Below are 21,083 nucleotides of genomic sequence, written 5' to 3' on the forward strand. Positions count from 1 at the left end.
GGAAGTCTCCTGGGTGAGCCCCACCCTCTACGCCCCCTGTCTGACAGATTCCGCCTCAGGGCCAGGATTTCTCGCGGGGCAGTTGGTCCTGTTTGAAAGTACTCATCCAGGCGCGCAGGGCCTCCGGTTCCAGGGGCAGGTCGTCCGGCCAGAGCCGGACGGTGCCGTCGTGGCCGGCGGAGACGAGCGTCTTTCCGTCCGGGGAGAAGGCCACCGCCCCCACCGGTCCGGTGTGGCCTCGCAGCGCGCGATTCTCCAAGGTGGCCAGGTCCCACAGCCGCACGGTCTTGTCGAGGCTCACCGAGGCCAGGCGCGTCCCGTCCGGAGAGAAGGCCAGTCCGAGCACATCACCCTGGTGTCCCCGGAGCAGGCCGTGTGACTCCCCCTCCCCCGTTTGTCGTGGCTCCCCCGTTCGTCCGTCCCAGAGCATCACGTTGCCATCCTTGTGATTGCGGCTGGCCACCACGTCGCCCCCGGGTGAGTAGCGCAGCTCCAGCACGTCTCCTTTCTTCGTGTCCTGTTCATGGCGCTGGCCATTGAGCAGGTCCCAGAACACGAGCTGATCCATGCCTCCCATGACGAGGCGCTCGCCATCCGGAGAGAAGGCCACGGCGCGCACGGCGCCCTTGCGGCCGGGCAGGGAGCGGGCATCGCCCGTGGCCACGTTCCACAGCCGCACCTCGCCATTGTCGCCCGCCGAGGCGAGGCTCTCGTCCCGGGGCGAGAACGCGAGCTGCCACACCTTGGCCCCGTGTGTTCCGAGACGGCGTCCCTGGCCCACGCCAGGCTCCCACAGCCATATCTCCCCGTGCTCGTCCGCCGTCGCCAGGTGCTGCTCCTTCCCGGAGAAGGTGACGGCCGTGACGCGGGTCTCATGCCCTGGCGGCAGGGGCCGCTCGTTCCCGGTGCCGGAGGCGTACAGGTGGACCCGTCCATCGAGTCCACCCGCGGCCAGCCACCTGCCGTCCGGGGAGAAGCTCATCGCCTCCGGGGCGAAGCCGGGCACCTCCTGGATGGTCCTGCCCGAGGAGGCATCGAGGAGCCGCAGGACGCCCTGCTCGGACATCGTGGCCAGCCGTTGGCCGTTGGAGGAGAGCACCAGCGAGACCTGGGGGGCGGCGCCGGCCGAGAGCACGTGGTGGAGCTTCGTCTCCATGGAGAAGGAGCGCAGCTGCCCGGTGTAGCTGGCCACGGCCAGCCGCCGGTCATCCGGCGAGAACAGGACGAGGTGGGCTTGTTGCCGGGGCCCTCGGAGCACGCGGGGCTCTCCGGTCGCGAGCTCCCAGAGCACCGCGGTCCGATCGGCGCTGGCCGAGGCGAGATGGCGGCCATCCGAGGTGACGTCCAGGCTGTTGACGAGCCCCTGGTGATGGTGGAGCTCCCGCAGCCGGCCCGTGTCGAAGTTCCACAGCCGGATCACCCCCTCCTGGGTCCCGATCACCACCCAGGCCGTGCCCGGCACGAAGGTGAGCGCCGTGCCGATGCCCAGGTTGCGCGTGAGCAGTTGCCCCTCGGGCGTCCCGGGCTTCCAGGCGTGAAGTTCACCCTGGGCGTCCACCGTGAATAGGCGGCCGTCCGGGCAGAACCCCCCGGCGGTGGGCCGGGTCTGCTTCAACACCTGGAAGGAGCCCTGCTCCAGGTTTCCCAAGGCCGAGGCCGCGTTGCGGTGGCCCCGCACGAACACCCAGGGGCCGAGCGGTGACACCAACAGCTCCTCGATGCCCTGCACGCCCGTGTGGAACGTGCGGGCCTCCCCCGTGGACAGGTCCCATTGATGGAGGACGTCATCCGCCTGGGTGGCGGCGAGCAGGCACCGGCCCCCACAGCCCACGGTGAGCGCCGACACGGGACTGCCCAGGGATGCGAAGACAGTGGACTTCTCGGAGGTGGGAGTCCACTTGCGCAGGATCCCCTGCTTGTCGCTGGAGATGAAGCCCCGGTCTCCCGGGAGTATCCGGACGCGCCAGACCTCGTCTTCGTGACCTTCCAGCGTGCGCAGTTGCTTGCCCTGCTCGAGATTCCAGACACGCAACGTGGAGTCGTCGCTGGCGGAGACGAGCGTTTGGCCATCGGCCGTGAAGGCGATGTCGTTGATGTGCTGGGTATGGTCGCGCAACACGGTGGCGAAGCCATGGGCCTGGGCATCCGCGGCGATCGTGCGCGCCGCGGACCACTTCTCGAAGCCGGACGGGAGTTCCCGCAGCGATTCGATGGCTTCGTTGGGCGCATCCGCCGCGTCATCACGCGCCTTCGTCAGCAGGAGCTCATCGGTGCGGTCTTGCGCCTGTTGCCGGGCCTTCTGGGCGGCATCCCGCTGGTCGGAAATCCGGCGGATGCTCTCCTCGCCCAGGGTGGCGAGCAGCAACAGGGCCACCGCCGTGACCAGCAGCGCGGCCCGGTGGCGCCGCACGAAACGGCGCAGCAACTCAACGGGCGAGTACTCGTACGCCTCGACGATCTGCCCCGTCTGGAAGCGCCGCAGATCCTCCGCCATCTCGCGCGCCGTGGCGTAGCGCTCATCGGGGCGGCGCGCCATCGCCTTGCTCACGATGGCCAGCAGATCCCTCGGGATGCCTTTCTGGAGGTGGAGGAGTGGCCGTGGGGGGCCGCTCACCACCTTCGCCAGCACCTGATCCGAGGTGTTCCCTTCATACGGACGGGTGCCGGCGAGCAGGTGGTAGAGGATGGCCCCCAGCGCGTAGACGTCGGCGCGCTCGTCCACCGCCTGGCCCGCGGCCTGCTCCGGCGGCATGTACGCGGGCGTCCCCATCACCGTGCCCACCCGGGTCAGGCCATCGTCTGGCGAGGAGCCCTCGGGAACGAGCGCCTGGGCGAGCGCGGTGTTCTCCTCGCGCGAGAGATCCTTGGCCAGGCCCCAGTCGATGACCACCGTCTCGCCGAACCCTCCCACCAGGATGTTGGCCGGCTTGAGGTCGCGGTGGATGATGCGCTCGGAGTGGGCGTAGGCCATGGCCTCGGCCACCGCCAGCACGTGGGGCAGCAGGGCCAGCCGCTCCTTCAGCGTCGTGCGCTCGGCGAGCACGTCCGCCAGCGAGCGTCCGGAGACGAGCTTCATCGAGTAGAACAGCTCGCCGTTGGGCCAGCGTCCCGCCTCGTACACCGGCACGATCGCTGGGTGCTGCAGCCGCGCGGTGACGAACGCCTCGGTCATGAAGCGCGACTCGGTCCCCGGAGTGGGGGACAGCATCTGCTTGATGGCCACTGGCCGGCCGAGCCGCAGATCCCGCGCGCGGAGGATGCGGCCGATGCCGCCGTGCGCCAGCTCCCCCGCGAGCGCGTAGTGCGCGGGGTCCACCACGGGCAGCAGGTGACTGGGGCGGAGCCGCTCCAGACGCGTTGGTGTGAGCGTCCGCAGCGTGGGCGCCTCCCCGATGCCGGAGGAGTCCCGCTCGCGCATGGACACGTCCGTGAGGAGAGGCGCGTCCGTGGGGGCTCGCTCGCTCGGGGCCGGCTCGTTGCTGGTGGATACACCTGTCTCGGCGGGCTTGCCCTGACTCATACGAAGCGGCGCCTTCTAGGTCCCCTGGACGCGCGAGTCGAGCGCCAGGGCGATCAGCGTCTCGGTGAGCGAGCCGGGGAAGTAGTTGGCGAAGCCGGGTAGGCCCGTGAGTGCGGCTTCGGCGTGGTCCATGTCCGCCAGCCGCACCACGCGTGAACCGGGCACCTCCGCGTCCAGCGCCGCCACCAGTCCGTCACAGGCCCAGCCGTAGCGCTCCTGGACGTAGTTGCACAGGGGCCGCATCAACGAGCGCCGCGACAGCCGCGAGGTGGCCAGCGCCACGGTGGGGATGTCCAGGGGGTAGGGGTGCTGGCGCACGAACTCCATCCGCCGCGCGTAGGACAGGTCCTCCACCGAGGCTGCGTCCCCCTGGAAGAGCGAGGGGAACGTCACGTCCAGCATCTGCCGCAGCGCGGGCGTCGACACCAGATCATTGGCGATGACCGAGCCCCCATAGGGCGGCTGCATCGCCACCACCGCGCGCACGTGCCGGCGCAGCTCCGGGTAGAGCGCGAGCGTGCTCATCGCCTCCACGCCCCCCTTGCTGTGGCCCACCAGCACCACCGTGCGGCCGAAGTGGATGGCGTCCAGCAGCGCCTCGCGCACCACCGCCACGTTGTCCGCGAGCCGCCCCTCGGTGTCCACCGCCACCTCGCGCGTCTCCAGCCCCCGCTGCTCCAGCCGCAGCTGGTTGTCCTCGAGATAGCCGGGCAGCTCGTCGCCGAGCATCCCCTTCACCAGCAGGTACAGGTGGCGCCGGGCCTCGTCGGGCAGCACGGGCTCGTCCTGACGCACCCGGGCATGGAGCTCGTGGAAGCGCGCGGTGATGTCCGTGGGCGGAGCCGTCTCGGCCTTGAACCAGCCGGCGAGGCCCGCGCTGCCACCCGCCGGGGTGTCGTGACGGGCCTCCGGAAGGGAGCGCAGGGAGCGCAAGAGCCGCGCCACCGCGCTCGGCGCGGGCACGTTTTTCGGCGCGGGCTCGTTGGTGGGAAGAACGGTGGGGGGCGGGGTCGGGGGGAGCAGATCCTTCGGGGCCATGCGCACGTGCAGTGTACCAGGGCCGGGCTCCGCGTTTCTTCCCACCCCCTCCCCAGGGGAGGACACCGTGGTAGAAGGTAGGGGCTGCAAGGGGAGGACTGCCCTGACGACCGGACAGGAATGGTTGGTGGACGTGAGCGGGTGCGTGCCCGAGCGCCTGAAGGACGCGCGAGGACTCGAGGCCCTGTTCGAGGAGCTCATCGTGCTGCTGGAGCTGAAGGTGATGGGACAGCCGCAGTGGCACGTGTTTCCAGAGCCCGGTGGCATCACGGGCCTCACGCTGCTCGCGGAGAGCCACCTGACCATCCACACCTTCCCCGAGCACGGCTTCGCCGCGCTCAACGTCTATTGCTGCCGGCCACGGCTGTGCCCGGACTTCGAGGATCTGACGATGCGTCACCTGGGGGCGGTCTCCTGCCGGGTGCGGGAGTTGCGCCGGGAGGTGGAGACGTGACGCAGGGGACGTGTCCCTCGTGTGGGGCGGCGGTGGAGTTCTCCGCGGGCTCGGCGCAGGTGGTGGTGTGTGGCCATTGCCAGACGGTGGTGGCGCGCAAGGGCGTGTCGCTCGAGGCCCACGGCAAGGTGGGCGCCATCGTCGAGACCGACTCGCCCTTGCGGCTCGGCGCGGAGGGCCGGCTGGGGCGCGACGCGTACCGGCTGGTGGGGCACCTGCAGAAGGATCATGGCGCGGGCCCCTGGGACGAGTGGTACGTGGAGTTCGACGACGGGCGCACCGGCTGGCTCTCCGAGTCCGAGGGCGCCTTCCACCTGCTCATCGCCTCCGGTACCGAGCAGGGCCTGTCGCTCGAGGACTTCCCGCCCGGCCACCGCTTCAGCCTGGCGGGGCACCGGCTCGTGGTGGAGGAGCGGGGGCATGGCCGCGTGGTGGCCGCCGAGGGCCAGCTGCCCGACGACGTGGACCCCAGCGCGGACAGCCACTACGTGGACGCCACGGGGCCCAAGGGCGTCTTCGTGACGCTGGACTTCGGGACGTGGTCGACGGACCCCGAGGTCTACGTCGGCAAGAAGCTGAAGCTCACGGAGCTGGGCATCGCGCCGGACCAGCTCCGGCCCCGGGTGAAGAAGGTCGCGCTGCAACAGGCGCGCTGCACCCAGTGCAACGGTCCCCTGGAGCTGCGCGCGCCGGATCAGACGAAGCGCGTGGCGTGCCCCTACTGCGGCGCGCTGCTGGACGTGCGCCAGGGCAAGCTCGCCTTCCTCCAACTGCTGGAGAAGCCGGACCCGGGGCCGCGCATTCCCCTGGGCGCGCGGGGCAAGCTGGATGGGACCGAGTGGATCTGCATCGGCTTCCTGGTGCGCTCGTGCACGGTGGAGGGGGTGCGCTACCCGTGGGAGGAGTACCTCCTGTTCAACCGGGAGCGGGGCTTCACCTGGCTCATGGAGTCCAACGGGCACTGGGTGTTCCTCACGCCCCTGGACGCGGGCGAGGTGTCGGTGGCTCCGGGGGCCGCCGCGCACCTCGAGGGCCAGCGCTACCGGGCCTTCCAGGGCGTGGAGGCCGTCACCGAGACCGTGCTCGGCGAGTTCTACTGGGAGGTGCGCGCCGGGGAGCGGTCGCGCGCCGAGGAGTACGTGGCGCCGCCGTACTCGGTGAGCGTGGACGAGACGGAGAACGAGGTGACGTACACGCGCGGCGAGTACCTGGCGCCCGGCGTCATCCAGGAGGCCTTCGGGCTGAAGGAGCCCCTGCCCGCGCCCCAGGGCATCGCGCCCAGCCAGCCCAATCCCCACGCGAGCGGCCCCGCCTGGATGTGGGCCGGCATCTGGAGCGTGGCCCTGCTCGCCGTCTTCCTGGTGCTCAACGTGCTCGCCGCCAACGAGGTCGTGCTGGAGGAGACCGTGCGGTTGGATTTGGATGCCCGCTCGGGGACACCCTCGGCCATCCACTTCAGCAAGCCCTTCGACATCCACAAGCACGGCAACGTGCGCGCCGAACTGACCTCGCCCGTGAACAACTCCTGGCTGGGCGTGCAGGCGGAGCTCGTCAACGAGCAGAGTGGCGACGTCATCGGCTTCTACGAGGAGGTGGGCTACTACTCCGGCAGCGACTCGGATGGCTCCTGGAGCGAGGGCAACCGCACGGAGACCGAGCACCTGTCCTCGGTGCCGCCCGGGCGCTATGTGCTGCGCACCCAGGCGCTCTTCGACGGCACGCCACAAGGGCAGAGCTATACGCTGAAGCTCGTGAGCGACACCCCGCGCGCGCTCTGGTTCTTCTGGGCGCTGGTGGTGTTGTGGGTGCTGCCCCTGTTCGCGGTCTTCCGCGCCTCGAGCTTCGAGACATCACGTTGGGCGGAGAGCAACCTGGAGTCCGGCTCGGGAGAGTGAGGGAGGCGTCATGAAGTACATCGGTGGAATCATCGTCGTGCTCTACGCGCTGATGGCGTACCGGGGCTGGGAACCGTTCACCCGCGCGGAGCGGGGGACGGTGACGTCTTCTTCTTCTCGCGGCTCGGGCGGCGGCTTCTTCGTGGGTGGATCGCGCTACCGCAGTGGCGGTTTCATGGGAGGGAAGTGATGCGGATGGGTGTGCTGGCCGTATTGGTGAACGTGGACAACCTGCTGGCGAGCGTCGTGTACTCGCTGGTGGGGCTGGCGGTGTTCGTGGCGGGCCTTTACGTGTTCCGCTTCATCATGCCGTTCGACGTGCACAAGGAGATCGAGGTCGACCAGAACACCGCGCTCGGCATCGTGATGGGCTCCTTCATCATCGGCCTGGCCATCATCGTGGCCGCGGCCATCTCGGGTTGAAGTCCCGCGGCGGGCCGTTTCCACCGTGAACAAGACGCTCCTCTTCGTCACCGTCCTCGTCATCGCCACCTGTGGGCTCATCTATGAGCTCATCATCGGCGCGCTGGCGAGCTACCTGCTCGGCGACTCCATCACCCAGTTCTCCACGGTGATTGGCTGCTACCTGTTCGCCATGGGCATCGGCAGCTGGCTGTCGGGCTTCATCGAGCGGGGCGTGGCCCAGCGCTTCGTGGAGGTGGAGCTGGGGGTGGCCCTGGTGGGAGGCGCGTGCGCGCCGCTGCTCTTCCTCACCTTCGCGCTCACGGACGTGTTCCGCGTGGTGCTCTACGGCAGCGTGCTGCTCATCGGCACCCTGGTGGGGCTGGAAATCCCCCTGCTCTTGCGCCTGCTCAAGGATCAGCTCGCCTTCAAGGACCTGGTCAGCCGGGTGCTGACGTTCGACTACCTGGGCGCGCTCGCCGCGAGCATCAGCTTCCCCCTGTTGTTCGTGCCGAGGCTGGGCCTGGTGCGCACGTCGCTGCTCTTCGGGCTGCTCAACGCCCTGGTGGGCCTGTGGAGCACGTGGCTGCTCGCGCCGGTGCTCGCCCACCCGGGGCGCCTGCGCGTCAAGGCGGTGGGACTCAGCCTGCTGCTCATGGTGGGGCTCGTGCTGGGCGACCGGTTGAGCAACTTCTCCGAGGAGCACCTCTTCTCGGACGAGGTGGTGCACGCGACGAGCTCGCCCTACCAGCGCATCGTCCTCACGCGCGGCAAGCGGGGCTTCTCGCTCTACCTCAATGGCAACCTCCAGTTCGCCAGCGTGGACGAGTACCGCTACCACGAGGCGCTGGTGCACCCGGCCCTGGTGCGCGCGGGCAAGCTCGAGCGCGTGCTGGTGCTCGGGGGTGGGGACGGGCTCGCGGCGCGGGAGATCCTCAAGTACCCCGAGGTGAAGACGCTCACCCTGGTGGACCTGGATCCGGCGATGACCGGACTCGCCACGCGCTACGGCGAGCTGGCCGAGCTCAACGCGCACTCGCTCGCGGATCCGCGCATGCACGTCGTCAACACCGACGCCATGGAGTACCTGCGCGAGCACGGCGAGCCCTGGGACGTCATTGTCGTGGACTTCCCGGACCCCAACAACTTCGCGCTGGGCAAGCTGTACACCACGGGCTTCTACCGGCTGCTCAAGAAGCGGCTGGCGCCGGACGGGGTGGCCGTCATCCAGAGCACCTCTCCGCTCTACGCCCGGCGCTCCTTCTGGTGCGTGAACACCACGCTCGCGGCGGCGGGCTTCTGGACCCAGCCCTACCACGCCCTGGTGCCCTCGTTTGGGGAGTGGGGCTACGTGCTCGTCGCCCACGAGGGGGTGCTGCCGCGCCGGCCGCTGGTGGAGGGCTTGCGCTTCCTCTCCGAGGAGACGCACGCCTCGCTCTTCCTGTTCCCCCCGGACATGGGTCCGTTGCCCACGGAGGTGAACCGGCTGAACAACCAGGTGCTCGTCCACTACTACGAGGAGGAGTGGCGGCGGTGGAACTGACGCGGCGGGAGCTGGTGGCCGCGTTCCTCGGCTCGGCCGTGGCGGCCAGCGCGTGCCGCAAGACGGCCCCGCGCGAGCCCGTGCCCGGAGCGCTCGTGGACCGGGTGGTGGACACGGGCCACCGGTTGCGCGCGGGCCCGCTCCCGCTCGCGGCCGAGGCCCAACCGGTGGACGTGCTGGTGGTGGGTGGAGGGGTGGCGGGCCTGAGCGCGGCGTGGCGGCTGGCGGCCGCGGGCGTGAAGGACGTGCGGGTGCTGGAGCTGGACGCGGAGGCGGGGGGGACGTCGCGCTCGGGGAAGAACGCGGTGTCCGCCTACCCGTGGGGCGCGCACTACCTGCCGGCGCCCCTGGTGGACGCGGGCCCGGTGATGCGGCTGCTGCGCGAGATGGACGCGGTGACGGGCGTGGACGACCAGGGCCAGCCCCTCTTCGACGAGACCCTGCTCGTGAGCGAGCCCGAGGAGCGCATCTTCTACCGGGGCGAGTGGTACGAGGGCCTGTACCTGCGCGCGGGAGCCAGCTCCGGGGACCTGGAGGAACTGCGGCGCTTCGAGGCGCGGATGAACGCCTTCGCGGCGGCGCGGGATGGGCGCGGGCGCAAGGCCTTCGCGGTGCCCACGGCGCTCTCCAGCGACGACGCCGAGTGGACGGCGTTGGACAAGCTCTCCTTCGCCCAGTGGCTGGAGGCGGAGGGCTTCCGCTCGCCCCGGCTGAAGTGGCTGGTGGACTACGCGTGCCGGGATGACTACGGCACCACGGCGGAGGGCGTGTCGGCGTGGGCCGGCATCTGGTACTTCGCCGCCCGGCAGAACGGGCAGGGGGAGCGCAGCGAGGGCTTCCTGAGCTGGCCGGAGGGCAATGGCCGCCTGGTGCACCAGCTCCTGTCGGCGCTGCCTGCGGGGCAGGTGGAGCCGGGCGTGCTAGTGCACACGGTGACGCCGGGGCCGGACGGCTGCCGGGTGGACGCGGTGGAGGCGGGCACGGGGCGGCCCCGGGCGTGGCGGGCGCGGCAGGTGGTGCTGGCGTGTCCGCGCTTCGTGGCCGCGCACCTGGTGGCGCCCTGGCGCGAGCGGCGTCCCGAGTGGCTCGGGGCCTTCCACTACGGGCCGTGGGTGGTGGCCAACCTGACGCTGTCGGAGGCGCCGCTGTCGCGGGGCTTTCCCCTGTCCTGGGACAACGTCCTCTACGAGAGCCGCAGCCTGGGCTACGTGGTGGCCACGCACCAGCGGCTGCGCATGGACGAGCAGGGGCCGACGGTGCTCACCTGGTATCTGCCCATGGCGGGCCTGGACGTGAAGGCCGAGCGCGAGAAGGTGCTCTCCGCGAGCTACGGCGACTGGGAGGGGTTGGTGATGGCCGACCTGATGCCCGCGCACCCCGGCATCGCCGGGCAGGCCCGGCGGCTGGAGGTCATGCGCTGGGGGCATGCGATGGTGCGCCCCGTGCCGGGCTTCCTGTGGGGCCCGGAGCGCCTCGCCGCCCAGGAGAGCCTGGGCGAGCACCTGCATTTCGCGCACTCGGACCTGGGAGGACTGGCGCTCTTCGAGGAAGCCAACTGGTTCGGAGTGAATGCGGCGGAGCGGGCCTTGAAGGGCCTGGGCCGCGAGAGCCCGAGCTGGCTCTGAGCTGCCCTTGCCCTTGCTGAGCTTCTCGGGATGGAGAGGTAGGCTGAACGCAGGCCTCATCGAAGCGCCCTCGTGGGGAGCGCTGGGGCTCGTGGCCACCATCCAGAGCGGCCGCGTCGGACGTGGGTCTCGCGTAAGTCCTCCGTAGGGTCTTCACCCCAGGGGGTGCGTTGACAGGAACGCAGGACGTGTCTGTAGGCTCGGAACCTTGTCGGCAGGAGCCAACGCCTGGAGGCGCTGCGTGTCGCGTGGGTGGGTGGTGTGGCTGTGCATGGTGCTGGTGGGGTGTAGCGGCACGGCTCCCAGCGTCCGAGAGGCTCCTGAGCAGCCCCAGCGCTGTGTCTATGTCCCGCGCCGAGAGGAGGCGGCCGGGACTCGGAGGGAGGCGGTTCCTTCCGCTCGCGCGGGTGTGCACGTGGTGCTTGTGGCGACAGCGGCGGGGGCTTCACCCGTGGCTCCACTCGCCCCGCGCTCGGCACCTCCCTTGGAGGGGCTGTCGGGCGAGGGCCTGGGAGATGGCATCCCTCAGGGCGTGCTGCGGCTCGTGCCCGAAGGCGGCCCTGCCGCGGAGGCTGGGGCTGGCGGCGCGGTGGGAGAGGTGGTGGTAGTGGGAGGTGCGGTGGTGGCTGCGGTCGGCAGCGTCCTTCTCGTCTGCCTGACCGCCAGTGCAGCTGCGGATGGGGAGAAGACTCCCATTGATATTGCGGACAAGTATTATGGCACTCACTTCGGCGATGTGAAGGGGTGGGTCCAAGGTCAATACCCAACCCAGGCTCCTCCAGGCGCGGCCCCCAAGTCTGAGCCTGACAAGAGTGGCAAGAAACGGATGGGGCGCATCTACGTCACCTACACCAAGCTCAACAAGACAACCCACCGCTACTACGCGGGGCGGACCAGCATGGTTGTTGATCTCACTCAGTCACTACCACTTCAAGCCGTGGTGGCTGTTCTCCTTCGCGATAAAAATCGTCATCTGGACGAGAACCTGGAACCTCGGAGCGCTGTGTTCTTATCTCCTGAGGTTGATCGATTTGATGTTGGGAACGCCGTTGACTATGGCCAGAGATACGACGACGTCGCGTACTGGCGGATTCGCGGAAGAGAGCAGCAGTTGATGGATTCCCTGGGGAGCGCTCGCTCTGACACAGGAGCACCCTACCAGACCGAGAATGCCGTGCGCGGTGTGGCGAAAGACAATCCGCGAGGCCGACGGTTTCACGCCGCCGCCACGGAGCTGTGGGGCGAACTTTCCCCGTACACGGGATACTAGAAATGCCGCGACTCTACAAGCCAGGCTCGTTCTTGAGAATTCCCCTCGCCGACGGCTCCTTTGGCTACGGCCGAGTGCTGAAGCTGCCGCACGACGCCTATTACAATTACAGAACCGAGACTCCGGATTCCGACCTGGATCGGATTGCCTCCCAGCCCATCCTCTTCAAGATTTCTGCCCGCCACATGGAAGAGAGGGGATGGGAACTCATTGGGTGGAGGAAGTTGGGGGAGCAGTTTTCCCAACCCATTGTTCAGTTCATGCAGGACCGAAGAAACTTCCGGGACTGCACGATCTTCGACACCGTCGGCAATGTGAGAAGTGCAGAGCCCCAAGAGTGTGTCGGGCTTGAGCGCGCGGCCGTTTGGGAAGAGGAGAACGTCGAGCAACGCCTGCTCGACACCTTCATGGGACGGCCCAACTATGAGGTGGAGCACCTGAAGGTGCTCCTGGAATAAGAGCGCTCTCTGCCGCGAGGCGTGGCAGGGAGCGCAATGAGAGGTAGACGGTGAGCCTCGCCAGCCACCTCGCGATGCGGGGTGTCCCGCTCAAGGTCATTCAGGAGTTGATGGGATACCTTTTGCGCCCGCGTGCGACAGATGTGCAACGTGGATGGAGGGAAACTGCTAACCACCTGCAAGTACAGAGCAAAACAGTGGAGGCGGTGGGAAGCGAACCCGCCGTCTGGCACTCACAAAGGGGGCTTGGCGGAGTCTCGTGGGAGCCTGGCGGTAGCGTGTGCCCTGGCGAGGTGTGGCCGGGGAGGGGCTGGTGGGGGCGCACGGGTGGGAGTACCGGCGGAGACGGCCGGAGAGGACGGTGTTGTATGCGGCGGTGAGGGACAACCTCGCCACGCTGCTGGCGGAGGCGAGCGAACTGGGGCGCGGCCTGCCCCGGTACGTGGAGCGGGACTTCGCCAGGTACCTGGAGTGTGGAGTGTTGGCGCACGGCTTCGCGCGGGTGCGCTGTGAGAGTTGTAAGGACGAACTTCTCGTCGCCTTCTCGTGCAAAGGACGAGGGGTGTGCCCGTCCTGCAATGCGAAGCGGGCGCATGTGACGGCGGCGCATCTGGAGGAGCGGGTGCTGCCGCACGTGCCCTACCGGCAGTGGACGCTGTCCTTTCCGCACCGGGTGCGGTGGGTGCTGCTCAAGGATGCGGGGCTGCTCACCGACGTCTTCACCGTCTTCCTGGGCGCGGTGTTCGCCCTACAGCGTCGGCGAGCGCGGAGGCAGGGTATTCGTCGTGGGCAGGTCGGGGCCGTGTCGTTCATCCAGTTCTTCGGCTCGGCGTTGCAAGTGACGCCTCACTTCCACTCGCTGGTGCCGGACGGCGTCTTCGTGCCGGGAGAGGGCGGCGTGCGCTTCGAGGCGTTGCCCCCGCCCACGCAAGGTGAGGTGGAGCGACTGCTTTGGGTGGTGCGGCACCGGGTGCTGCGCCTTCTGGAGAAAAGAGGGGCCCTCCCCGCGCAAGGGCCCGAGGACGCGCAGCAGGCGTACCAGGCGCACTCACTACAGAAGCGGCTGCGCTGGATGGAGGTGGGCGTCCGGCCCCCTCCCCGAAAGCAGCCCCGGTGCGCCTTCCTGGAGGGCTTCTCCCTGCATGCCAACACGCACCTTCACGCCAACGACAGACAGGGACTGGAGCGGCTGTGCCGCTATGGAGCACGCGGAGCGTTGGCGCTGGAGCGTTTGTCACGAGCGGAGGACGGCCGCATCCCCTATTGGATGAAGCGCCCGCTGCCGGACGGCACCACGCACCTGCTCTTCACCGGGCTGGAACTGTTACGGCGTGTGGCGTCCCTGGTACCTGCGCCTCGAACGAACCTCACGAGGTTCCACGGCGTCTTCGCTCCAGGCTCGAAATTGCGGCCATTTCTGGTCCCTCAAGCAGGTGAGGAGGGGGCGAGCGTGGCACCCCCATGGGCCAGCACGTAGCGCAGCCGGCCCACCAGCGCCGTGTCGTCCAACACCGGCTCCGCCGAGTACCTCCTCTCCCAGAAGCCGCCGCTCCAGTCCACCAGCCTGCCCACCTTCTTGGACAGGTTGGCTCTCAGGTACTGCATGAAGGAGGCGAGCGCGGCGCCCCGTGCCCACACCAGCAGGTGGAAGTGGTTGGAAGCGAAGGTGAAGGCGTGCAGCCGGACGGTGCCCGCGCTGTGCTGGACGGCTCGCGCCAGCACGCCTCCCACCACCTCGTTCATCTCCGCGCTGGGACGCAGCAACAGCCGTCCCTGGTAGCACCTGGACGTGACGAAGTAGAGACCCTCCTCCTGGAACATCCTCAACGGCCAGCCCATCCCCAACCCCCACGTGCACTCCGCCGGGCCGGATGCACCCCGTGGGCCAACTCCAAGTCCTCCGTTCCCGCGCGCGTCCCTCGTTTCGAGTCCTTTGACACCTTCTCGGCCTTCTCGGCGACACCTTCTCGGCTTATACGCAGCTCAGGTCTCCAGCGTGGCCCCGAGCTCGCGCGCCCGCGCCTCGACGGCGGTCCGGACGTCCGTGCGCAGTTGATGGGCGACGACGAGGCTCGCGGGCTTCAGCTTCACAATCTCATCCAGGCCGCGCAGTACATCGGCCTGCACGAGCGCCTCGTGGGGTTCGTTCATCGCGGTGGTGAAGACGCGGACGGAGAGTTGTCCCGAGGCGTCCCGGACGAACTGGTAGCCGCTGCTCCAGTCCTTGGTGCTGTAGCGGACCATGCGGAAGGTGAGGTCGGGGACGTTCAGCCTCGGCACGAGTGCAAGCCATTGCAGCGCGGCTTCGGCGATGGACGGGTCATGACCTGGAAGGTCCAGCCGCACCTGGAGCCGTTCCAGGCGTGCGACGAGAGGCGACAGGAGGAAGTCGCGCGCCTGTCGCGGGAAGAGCTGGACGTCGAGCTTGCGGAGCCGCGGGAAGGCCTCCTGCGTTTGGGCGAGCGCGAGCCAGTCCTCGGAGTGACTGTCATCGACGAGCGCCTCCAGCTTCGGCATCCGGGCCAGCCTCTTGATGCCGACGCTGCTGTGCGCGAGGGAGCGCAGTGAGCTCATCACCTCGTGCGGGGTGATGCTGGAGTCGCCCTTGCCCTCGAGGTGCTCGACGGTGGCCCACAGCGGGTGGCCGGCGGTCTTTTCGATGGCGCTCGCGAGCGCACCTGAGTTGCCCTGCTTCAGCGCCGCGCGGGAGAGGAAGCCGCGCGAGAAGGCGCAGTCGGGCTTCAGCACCTCGTCGAGCGGGCCGAGCAGTTCCTTGCGCGCCGACTTGATGAGCTGCCGCTCGCGCTTCGCCTCGGCGGGGGTGAGCGTGCGGCGGGTCGCTTCGAGCTGGAGGGCGATGAGCTCTCCGCGAGGATGTCCGGCCTCCTGCAGGACGTCCGCGAGCACGGCGCGCGCCTCGTCGTCCTCCGGCTTCGCGAGCACCTGTGCGAGCAGCGCCTCGGCATCTGCCGAGCGGCGGGGCTTCGCGGCCTCGGTCTCCGAGCGGAGCGCGGCGTCGATTCCCGGCAGGGCCTCGCGGAGGTCGGCAGAGAGCTCCGCGTCCGTCACGGCGCTCAGTTGGAACTGGAGGCTGTCGAGGTGACGGCCGAGGAACTCTTCATGAAGAATCGAGCGGTCGAAGCCCGTGCGAGCCTTGGCGAGCGTCTCCGCGGCCCGTGCATCCCGGACGCGGCGCGCCAGTGGCAGCAGCCGTGTCCAGAAGGGACGTGCGCCAGTGCTCGTGAAGGGCGGGTCCGCGTACCGGTCCGCCACCCAGCGGTCGATACGCGGGTCCTCCGGCCAGGCCTCCATCGCTTCGAGCCGCGCGCGTGCCTTGACGGAGCCCTTGTCGAGGAGGGTGTCGAGCAGAGCCGACAGCACCGTGGGGTCCGGCTTCGTCGCGACGGTGTCCCAGGTCCCGGCGCCGAGCTTCGCGCCCACGGCGGCGATGCGGTCCGCCAGCTCGCGGTGCGGCGCGGCCCGCCAGGCGTCGAGGAGCTGCGCGAGCACGGTGCGCCAGTCACCGTTGGCCGCGGCCTGCGTGAGGGACTGCTTCAGCATGGGTTCCTTCCCGACGAACGGACTTCAGTCGTCATCATGACGCCCATGCCCCGTCCAGCTTGCACGCCAGCGCATCCCGGGCCTCACCGCGCCGTGCGCCCCCTTCTCGCGCGCACCTGACGCACCCGGCCATTGCTCGCTGTGCCCCTGGAAATCAGACAATCCCCCGGTGTGGACACGGCGTGTCGCTGGAGCACGCCGCCGTGCTCGCGGACTGCTCGGCCAACGCGGGCGGCCTGCTGCTCACCCGCCTGGAGCGGCCCGTCGGTGAGTGGGAGTTGACGCTCAAACAGCTCGGAGCATGGGAAGGATTGAAGGACTGTGGAGAGGAGGTGGACTGGGAGCCTGCCCAGGGTTCTAAGACATGCGCCGCGTCCTCCAGGTTGAACGGGTCGCCGCGCCGCAGGTAGTTGCGCTTGTAGACGGCGGGGGCACGCGCGAGCCCGAGCACGAACGGCACATGCTTGCGTATAGGCGGGATGGGGGCCATGTGGAGGGAGAGGGCTGGAGCCGAGGGGTCCTACTCGCGCGTCAGCGCGACGACGAACTCCAGGAAGGCTCGGACCTTGGCCGACATGAGCTGAGACGAGTGGTGGTACGCGTAGAGCGGGTACATCTCGTCGCTCCACTCCGGGAGCAGTTGGACGAGCCGCCCGTCGGCGAGGTATTTGCGCGTGTAGAGTTCGACCACCTGCGCGATGCCCAGTCCCGCGAGACACGTGGCCATCATCGTCTCGCCATGGTTCACCATCAACTGCCCCGTCACGTTCACGGGGACTGTCTTCCTCCCGCGCTGGAACACCCAGGCGAAGGGGATTCCCGTCGAGGGGTCGCGCATCAGGATGCAGGGATGCTTCTCGACGTCCTTCGGACGAAGGGGGGCTCCGTGCCGCGCGATGTACTCGGGTGACGCGCAGGTGATGATGCGCGTGCGCAGCAGCAACCGGGCCTTGAGCGCCGACGGCTCCGGGTTGCCAAACCGAATGGCGACGTCGACGCCCTCGCGGACCAGATCGCCCATGCGGTCACGCACGGCGATCTCCACGAAGAGTTCGGGATGCCTCGAGAGGAACTCATTCAGGCGAGGTATCAGCAGGAATCGCGCGGTGCCCGGGTCCATGTTCACGCGCAAGCGGCCCCGTACCTGGGCCTTCGACTCCCCCGCCCCGCTCGTCGCCTCCTCGATGGCGCGGATATGGGGCGCGACCGATTCGTAGAAGGTCTTGCCCTCGTCGGTCAACGAGATGGAGCGCGCGGTGCGACGGAACAGGCGCACACCGATGCGTGCCTCGAGCCGTGCCACCGCGCGACTGACGGCGGGTTGGGTGAGGCCGAGTGCTTCTCCCGCGCCCATGAAGCTCCCCGCCTCCACGACGGCGCGGAGGATGCCGAGCCCGTCGAGCGTATGTCTGTCGAATCCACGAGTCATACTTTTCGTGATGCTTAGCATGCCGAGCAAGCTGCTTGTAAGCGGCTCGACGAGAGCGCACCTTGGCAACCATGGTTGACGACGAGAACACGACGGATTCCCTGGCAGTCACGCGCCGGGGCGCGCTGGGCGGCGGCGCGGCGTTGCTGACGCTGTCGCTGGCTTGCGAGCATGTCCAGCCACGGCAGGACCCGGTGCCCTCGCCTCCGGTGGGCGGCAACGGGCTCGACCTGCGAACGACGGTGAATGGCCACGCGGTGGAGGTCGCGATCGACACGCGCACGTCGCTGCTCGACCTGCTGCGCGAGCGGATCGGGTTGACCGGCGCCAAGAAGGGTTGCGACCACGGCCAGTGCGGCGCCTGCACAGTCCACGTCGACGGCCGGCGCGTCGCGTCGTGCCTGACGCTCGCGGCCAAGGTCGAGGGACGCGAGGTGACGACGATCGAGGGGCTGGCCAACGGCGAGCAGTTGCACCCGATGCAGCAGGCGTTCATCGACCACGACGCGTTGCAGTGCGGCTATTGCACCCCGGGCCAGATCATGGCCGCGGTCGCCTGCGTGCGCGAGGGCAACGCCACGTCACGCGAGCGCATCCGCGAGTACATGAGCGGCAACATCTGCCGCTGCGGCGCCTACGTCGGCATCGTCGCGGCCATCGAGGACGCCGCGACCAAGATGGGGAGGGGCTGATGCAGCCATTCACCTATACCCGGCCGACGTCGGCCGCCGAGGCGGTGGCCGCTCACGGCCGGGTCGGCGCGGGCGCGCGCTACATCGCCGGCGGCACGTCGCTGTACGACATGATGAAGCTCGACATCGACCGGCCGCGCCACCTGATCGACGTGACCGCGATCCGCGGGCTCGACCGGATCGACACCAGCGGCGACCAGCTGCGGTTCGAGGCGCTGGCGCCGATGAGCGCGGTAGCGGCCGACCGCACGCTGCAGAGCGACTATCCTTTGCTCGCCGAATCGCTGTGGAAGGCCGCCTCACAGCAGCTGCGCAACATGGCGACGGTGGGGGGCAACCTCCTCCAACGTACGCGCTGCCTGTATTTCCGCAACGGCACCGGCAACCCGTCCGCGGTCGGCGTCTTCCCCTGCAACAAGCGCGAGCCTGGCTCCGGCTGCGCGGCGATCGGCGGGCTCGACCGCGGCCAGGCGGTGCTCGGCACCAGCAGCGCGTGCACCGCGGTCAGCCCCGGCGATTGGCCGGTGGCGCTGGTGGCGATGGACGCCTATATCGAGTTGCTCGGTCCGACCGGCTCGCGCACGCTGCCGGTGGCCGACCTCTACCGCCTGCCCGGCACGACCCCGCACCTGGAGTTCACGCTCCAGCCAGGCGAGATGATCACCGCGATCGTCGTGCCCAAGACCCCCGCCGGACGCGCGTCGACCTATCACAAGATCCGCGATCGCGAGAGCTACGCCTTCGCGCTCGCCTCCGCCGCGGTCGCGCTCGAGATGGACGGCGACCGGGTGGTCCGCGCACGGATCGCTCTGGGTGGGGTGGCGACCAGGCCGTGGCGCGCCACCGCCGCCGAGCAGTCGCTCGCAGGCCAGCAACTCACCCTCGAGACCGCGCTCGCCGCCGGCCGCGCGGCGCTCTCCGGCGCGACACCGGGTCACTTCAACGGCTTCAAGATCGAACTCGGCGCGCGCACCGTCGCCGACGCGCTCATGATCGCCGCTGGGAGGAATGTCTGATGACCACCGCACCCTTTGCTGATCGCGCCCGCGTCGACGCGCGCGAGAAGGTCATGGGCCGTACCGCCTATGCCGCCGATGTGCCATTGCCGGGCCTGCTCTACGCGATGACCGTGCCAGCGCGGGTTGCCAAGGGCCAGCTCACCGCACTGTCGCTTGAGGCGGCGGCGCGCGTGCCCGGCGTGGTGCGCGTGCTGACCGCCGACGATTTCCCACCGCCCCCCGCGCCACCCCAGGGCGAGGGGCCGCCCCCCCCGCCGCCGACCATCATCCGCGAGATCGCCTACCGCGGCCAGCCGGTGGCGCTGGTCGTCGCCAAGACGCTGGAGGCCGCGATCGAGGGCGCCGAGGCGGTACGCGCGACCTACGCCGGCCAGACGTTCAGCCCGCTGATCGACAGCGTTGGCGCGGCGCGCGAGCCGTTCAAGGGCGTGGAGGTCGGCAACGCCCGGCTCGCGATGGAGACCGCCTCGACATTGCACGCCGGCACCTACGTGAGCCCGGCGCAGCACCACAACCCGATTGAGTTGCTCTCCACTACCGCACAATGGTCGGATGGCAAGCTCACCGTGTGGGAGTGTACGCAACAAGCAGGCCCGGTGAAGAGCACGCTCGCGCGCTCGCTACGGATCGATCCCGCGCTGATCGAGGTGAAAAGCTCTTCGATTGGCGGTGGCTTCGGGCAGAAGGGTGCGTCGCAGCGCCAGACCGCGCTCGTCGCGCGCGCCGCGATGCTGATCGGGCGGCCGGTGAAGCTGGTCATGCCGCGCGCGCAGATCTTCCACAACGCGACCTTCCGGCCGAGGAGCCGCCACCACGTCAAGCTCGGCGCGGACGCGGGCAAGATGGTCGCGGTCCATTACGACGCCGACCACCAGCAGTCGCGTAAGGGCGAGTTCCCGCCCCAATACCACGAGGCCCCAGTGCAGATGTACGGCATCGCCGACTATCTCGGCACCGCCAGCAACATCCGCATCGACACGCAGGCCCCGGGCCACATGCGCGCGCCGCACCCGCAGCCCTCCAACTTCGCGTTCGAGAGCGCGGTCGACGAACTCGCCTACAAGCTCGGCGAGGACCCGGTCGCGTTCCGCCTGCGGCACGACGCGACGGTCGACCCGATCACTGGCAAGCCGCTGTCGTCGCGGTTCCTGAATGACTGCATCCGCGAGGGCGCGCGACGCTTCGGCTGGGAGCGGCGGACCGCGGCGCCCGGGTCGATGACGTTGCCCGACGGGACGCAGGTCGGCTGGGGGGTCGCCTGCGGCGCCTATCCGTCGATGACGACGCCGTCACTGGTGACATTGCGCGTCTGCGCCGACGGCACGACGCGCTACGCCGCCTCGGGCCACGAGATGGGGCAGGGGCTGCGCACCGCGATCGCCGCGGTGCTGCTACGCGAACTCGACATCGAGCCCGCCCGGCTGGAGATCGTGATCGGCGACACCAGTGCCGCGCCGCAGCACCTCACCGCTGGCTCTTGGGGCACGGCGAGCGTCGTCTCCGCCGCCGCCACCGCCGCGGCGAAGATGCGGGAGGCGGCGGACGCGCTGTTCGCGGGTCGCGCGCTCTCTGGCAACCTGCACCGCCGGCTCGCCACAGTGCGGCGCCCGTTCCTGCAGATCGAGGCGTCGCAGGTCGGGCCCGGGCAGGATCCCGGCGTGCTGAACGTGCTCAAGCAGGGCGGCTTCAGCATCTGGGGGCCGCACTATCCGTCGTTCACGACGTTCAGCTACATCGCCCATTTCGTCGAGGTCCGCGTCGAGCCGCGTACGCGGCGGGTGCGCGTGCCGCGGGTCGTCAGCGTCGCCGACTGCGGGCGGGTGGTGAGCCCCAGGACCTCGGCGAGCCAGGTGCGCGGCGGCGTCATCTGGGCGATTGGCGCGGCGCTGCGCGAGGAGACCGAGGTCGACCCGCGCTTCGGCGGCTGGCTGAACTGCGACCTCGCCGACTATGTCGTGCCGGTGAACGCCGACGTGGGCGACATCGACGTCGCCTTCATCGACAAGCCTGACCCGCTGAGCAACCCCATCGGCACCAAGGGGCTGGGCGAGGTGTCGATGGTCGGCGCGTCCGGTGCGATCGCCAACGCCATCTACCACGCGACCGGCAAGCGCCTGCGCAAGATGCCGATCCGGATCGAGGACTTGCTGTAGGTGGAGGATGTCGGGACCGGTGGC

The 21,083-nt window shown here is 69.4% G+C and carries 17 protein-coding genes; 12 read left to right on the plus strand and 5 right to left on the minus strand.

Annotated elements, in window-relative coordinates; genetic code table 11:
- Window positions 1-55: 55 nt before the first annotated feature.
- Together F0U63_RS07950 and F0U63_RS07955 are read right to left on the minus strand one after the other, a co-directional pair.
- The gene (locus F0U63_RS07950) at window positions 56-3,520 is read right to left on the minus strand and encodes a WD40 repeat domain-containing serine/threonine protein kinase (protein ID WP_395845280.1); all 3,465 of its coding nucleotides are present in this window, start codon (window positions 3,518-3,520) and stop codon (window positions 56-58) included.
- A 15-nt stretch (window positions 3,521-3,535) separates the two neighbouring features.
- Complete coding sequence (locus tag F0U63_RS07955) at window positions 3,536-4,558, minus strand: lipase (protein ID WP_395848336.1); 1,023 nt, start codon at window positions 4,556-4,558, stop codon at window positions 3,536-3,538.
- A gap of 127 nt (window positions 4,559-4,685) precedes the next feature.
- On the opposite strand from F0U63_RS07955, the gene speD reads away from it, so the two are divergent.
- The 9 genes from speD (at window position 4,686) to F0U63_RS08000 (ending at window position 13,682) form a co-directional block, all read left to right on the plus strand.
- Window positions 4,686-5,012, plus strand: coding sequence for an S-adenosylmethionine decarboxylase (speD, locus tag F0U63_RS07960; RefSeq protein WP_002629566.1), 327 nt, complete (start codon window positions 4,686-4,688; stop codon window positions 5,010-5,012).
- Window positions 5,009-6,907 carry a DUF4178 domain-containing protein gene (locus F0U63_RS07965; protein WP_395845281.1) on the plus strand — a complete coding sequence of 633 codons (1,899 nt, stop codon included), beginning with the start codon at window positions 5,009-5,011 and terminating at the stop codon, window positions 6,905-6,907. The genes speD and F0U63_RS07965 overlap by 4 nt, the downstream gene beginning before the upstream one ends.
- Window positions 6,908-6,917: 10 nt before the next feature.
- Complete coding sequence (locus F0U63_RS07970) at window positions 6,918-7,097, plus strand: hypothetical protein (protein WP_395845282.1); 180 nt, start codon at window positions 6,918-6,920, stop codon at window positions 7,095-7,097.
- 5 nt (window positions 7,098-7,102) lie between these two features.
- A complete protein-coding gene (locus tag F0U63_RS07975) occupies window positions 7,103-7,330 on the plus strand; it encodes a DUF350 domain-containing protein (RefSeq protein WP_071904858.1) in 228 nt (75 codons plus the stop codon).
- 25 nt (window positions 7,331-7,355) lie between these two features.
- On the plus strand, window positions 7,356-8,852 hold the full coding sequence (locus F0U63_RS07980) for a polyamine aminopropyltransferase (protein WP_395845283.1): 1,497 nt from the start codon (window positions 7,356-7,358) through the stop codon (window positions 8,850-8,852).
- Window positions 8,843-10,477 carry an FAD-dependent oxidoreductase gene (locus F0U63_RS07985; RefSeq protein ID WP_395845284.1) on the plus strand — a complete coding sequence of 545 codons (1,635 nt, stop codon included), beginning with the start codon at window positions 8,843-8,845 and terminating at the stop codon, window positions 10,475-10,477. The genes F0U63_RS07980 and F0U63_RS07985 overlap by 10 nt, the downstream gene beginning before the upstream one ends.
- A 484-nt stretch (window positions 10,478-10,961) precedes the next feature.
- Entirely contained in the window at window positions 10,962-11,747 is a 786-nt protein-coding gene (locus tag F0U63_RS07990) for a hypothetical protein (RefSeq protein ID WP_395845285.1), read from the plus strand.
- Window positions 11,748-11,749: 2 nt separating this feature from the next.
- Complete coding sequence (locus F0U63_RS07995) at window positions 11,750-12,205, plus strand: immunity 26/phosphotriesterase HocA family protein (RefSeq protein ID WP_395845286.1); 456 nt, start codon at window positions 11,750-11,752, stop codon at window positions 12,203-12,205.
- A 361-nt stretch (window positions 12,206-12,566) separates the two neighbouring features.
- Window positions 12,567-13,682 carry a transposase gene (locus F0U63_RS08000; protein WP_395845287.1) on the plus strand — a complete coding sequence of 372 codons (1,116 nt, stop codon included), beginning with the start codon at window positions 12,567-12,569 and terminating at the stop codon, window positions 13,680-13,682.
- Here F0U63_RS08000 and F0U63_RS08005 read toward each other — a convergent pair.
- The 3 genes from F0U63_RS08005 to F0U63_RS08015 all read right to left on the minus strand — a co-directional run bounded on the left by F0U63_RS08005 (window position 13,631) and on the right by F0U63_RS08015 (window position 17,195).
- A complete protein-coding gene (locus tag F0U63_RS08005) occupies window positions 13,631-14,044 on the minus strand; it encodes a transposase (protein ID WP_395845288.1) in 414 nt (137 codons plus the stop codon). The two genes, F0U63_RS08000 and F0U63_RS08005, sit on opposite strands and share 52 nt — an antisense overlap.
- 144 nt (window positions 14,045-14,188) lie before the next feature.
- On the minus strand, window positions 14,189-15,766 hold the full coding sequence (locus F0U63_RS08010; RefSeq protein ID WP_395845289.1) for a TIGR02996 domain-containing protein: 1,578 nt from the start codon (window positions 15,764-15,766) through the stop codon (window positions 14,189-14,191).
- 520 nt (window positions 15,767-16,286) lie between these two features.
- Window positions 16,287-17,195 (minus strand): LysR family transcriptional regulator, encoded by a 909-nt coding sequence (locus F0U63_RS08015; protein ID WP_395845290.1) that lies wholly within the window; start codon window positions 17,193-17,195, stop codon window positions 16,287-16,289.
- A 71-nt stretch (window positions 17,196-17,266) separates the two neighbouring features.
- Here F0U63_RS08015 and F0U63_RS08020 point away from each other — a divergent pair, with 71 nt between their 5' ends.
- The 3 genes from F0U63_RS08020 to F0U63_RS08030 are packed head-to-tail and all read left to right on the plus strand — an operon-like array spanning window position 17,267 to window position 21,059.
- On the plus strand, window positions 17,267-17,887 hold the full coding sequence (locus F0U63_RS08020; protein ID WP_395845291.1) for a (2Fe-2S)-binding protein: 621 nt from the start codon (window positions 17,267-17,269) through the stop codon (window positions 17,885-17,887).
- Entirely contained in the window at window positions 17,887-18,903 is a 1,017-nt protein-coding gene (locus tag F0U63_RS08025; RefSeq protein ID WP_395845292.1) for an FAD binding domain-containing protein, read from the plus strand. Before F0U63_RS08020 ends, F0U63_RS08025 begins: the two co-directional genes overlap by 1 nt.
- Entirely contained in the window at window positions 18,903-21,059 is a 2,157-nt protein-coding gene (locus F0U63_RS08030; RefSeq protein ID WP_395845293.1) for a xanthine dehydrogenase family protein molybdopterin-binding subunit, read from the plus strand. The genes F0U63_RS08025 and F0U63_RS08030 overlap by 1 nt, the downstream gene beginning before the upstream one ends.
- Window positions 21,060-21,083: the final 24 nt, after the last annotated feature.

Source organism: Cystobacter fuscus (genome assembly GCF_044360685.1).
Taxonomy (GTDB): Bacteria; Myxococcota; Myxococcia; order Myxococcales; family Myxococcaceae; genus Cystobacter; species Cystobacter fuscus_C.